The organism is Pyrobaculum sp. (genome assembly GCF_049971835.1).
Lineage (GTDB): Archaea > Thermoproteota > Thermoprotei > Thermoproteales > Thermoproteaceae > Pyrobaculum.
In genome coordinates this window covers 1-2,385 of record NZ_JBMFKV010000256.1, presented here as the reverse complement: position 1 = coordinate 2,385, position 2,385 = coordinate 1, and the positions used below count along the sequence as shown (strand labels likewise).

Genomic DNA, 2,385 nt, shown 5'->3' with positions numbered 1-2,385 from the left:
TATAAATGGTAAAAAATTTGTTTACATGCCCGACAAAGAAGTCAGCGCCCACCCGGAGCCAAGCCCACAACTAACGGCTCAAATCACCAGTGATTCATCACTATACTACGGCGGTTTGCGACATTTTAAAGCTACGACAATTGCTTGTCACGCTGAAGCTGGAATATGGACAAAATCTGTATACTTGAGAGTGCCCTACAGCTGTTTGAACGACGATGTTGACGTTGGCGATTATGTCGACATGGTGCTGGTCATGCCGAGCGGCATAGCTGTCTTGGTGACTGGCGTTGTGTACAAGAAAGCGGCTCGTTCTGCGCAGGTTTACATACCGCGAACGGAGTATAGGCACCTCGTGGAGGAATTGAAGAGAGCAAGACATGTGTTAATCCAGTTAGTAAGAAAGTGGAAAAAATCGTAGTGGCATATGCTAGCGGCGCCCAGCGAGGCGGCCGGCCCCCCCGAAGCTAGCCGCCCCCCACACATAACTAATCCGCGCAATTATAAACATTCTTCTGCTGAACTCGCCAAGCGCCTCAGATTCGAGGCGGACGGCGGCAACGTCGCCATATATGTGGACGACGAGTATATCCAAACAGTTGAGCTCTCTAAGCTAGCCAGGCCAGGAAAGAGGCTCATAGCGAGTATAAGGGCGGCGCTAAAGAAGAATGGAGCCGCGCCGAGCGATGCGGAGATCGTGACATTCCTCAGACTCGTCGCGAAGAACGGCGGCAGGGCGCCGGAGCCCAAGGAGGACGTGGAGAGGAAGCTCCACGAAGTTCTTGATTACGCCAAAGCTCTGATAGAGACAGGCCGGGCCGACGCCGAGAGTCCCTGGGCTAGCGCTATAGTTCTTAAAAGAGATAAAGAGAACGTCGATAGGCTTGAGAAGGCTAACGCTGTTGCCATAATCCCGAGCAGAGTTTCGCCCAACTTGGCGGTGCTAGACGTGGACTCCAATGAGGCCATCGAAATAGTATCAGAGTACCTAGACGTCAACAAAGCGCTGAGGGTGCTCGGAGGCCCCTTGACTGATGCGCAAATGACCCCAGAAGGCAAGTGGCGGACGCCGAGCGGCGAGATTTTGGAAAGTGTAGAACGGAGGTTACACATACCTGTATACATACCGGAAGGCTGTCGGGACGCGAAGGCGCCTGGTCTTGAGGTGAGGTGCAAAGAGCCCATTAACATGTTTGGCGTCCACCCGAGCGGAGCCATGTATGAGTTGGTGGACGCAGAGCTCGCCGCCCTCTCGTGGGACGCCATTGAGACGATCCTTACGGCGCTGGGTGGTGAGAACGGCGAGGCACCCCCGAGATGCCAAGAACTCAAACCGCTGGAGGAGTACGACAAAATTTTGGAGGCCTTTAAACGGATCTATGCAAAGGCGCAGGCCTATGGCTATACTCGGCACGACGCCATATACGACCTCGCCTCCCTCGCCCGGCGGGCGTGCATCGCCGAAGAGTACATCATAAAAATCGTCGAGGATGTCTATGAAAAGGCTGGAGAGGAGTCGCAGACGCTACCTCAACGCAAGTCGCACGTCAAGCGGGCCTACCGGGAGGGAGCTAAAATCAGGTCTCGCAAGAGGATCTTAGAGAAGTGGCGGGTGATAGATGCCGAGGCGGCGGAGGTGCTCGCTAAGGCCTTCAAGGCGGGGCCGGAGGAGTTCTCGATCTGCATTGCAAAGACAGAGGATAAGTGCCTCACGGAGCTCTATGGCAAGCTGACAGACGGGGGAATGGAGGCCGAGCTTCTGAAGCACGGCGAGGACGGCGCCGTTTCCGTCCTTCTGTACAGAGGCCCGGCTCTGTCTATCGTCGAGGATACTGTCACGAAGCAGAGGTACTACAAGCTCGGCGATCTCTTCGTTGCACAAGATGTTGATATAATACTAGAAAAACTAAAACAGCCGGGGGCGAGGGGGCTGTACGTCGACGTTAAGAACATCGATAAAATCAAGGTCGTTTTCGACGGGCTGGCGAGGCGCGAAAAAGGGACCTTCGTCACTGGCCTGCTCCCCGGAGAACGCGGCCTCTACCTCAGCGATCCGTATGGCGTGATAGCTAAGGCGCCGAGCCTAAAAGAAGCAGTAATCGAGTTCGACAAAGCCCTTCGTTTAGTCGCGGAGGCCTACCCGCCGGCGAACGTCGACGCCGCGCTGGCCACGGTGGGGTACATAATTGCCCTCAACATTGCCCCAGCTGTGTGGGCATTCAGGCCGCATCTTGAAGTCCCGGTTCTTCTGATCTACGGCGAGTCGCGCTTGGGGAAGTCTAAACTCGTAGAAAAAATAGTGGAGCCAGCAGTGTTCGGCTACGAAGGTCTCTTGAAGCTGGCCAAGATCTGGGAGCGGATAGGCGACTCGTCCGCGGCGGGGTTCCT

General features: G+C 55.4%; 2 protein-coding genes. Both read left to right on the top strand.

Going from position 1 to position 2,385, the window contains the following annotated elements; all coding sequences use genetic code 11:
• Positions 1 to 418, top strand: a 418-nt coding sequence (locus ACP5J3_RS13345; RefSeq protein ID WP_428496135.1) for a hypothetical protein, incomplete at its 5' end; no start/stop codon positions are given.
• A gap of 6 nt (positions 419 to 424) precedes the next feature.
• A partial coding sequence (locus ACP5J3_RS13340; RefSeq protein ID WP_428496134.1) for a hypothetical protein occupies positions 425 to 2,385 on the top strand: 1,961 nt, incomplete at its 3' end.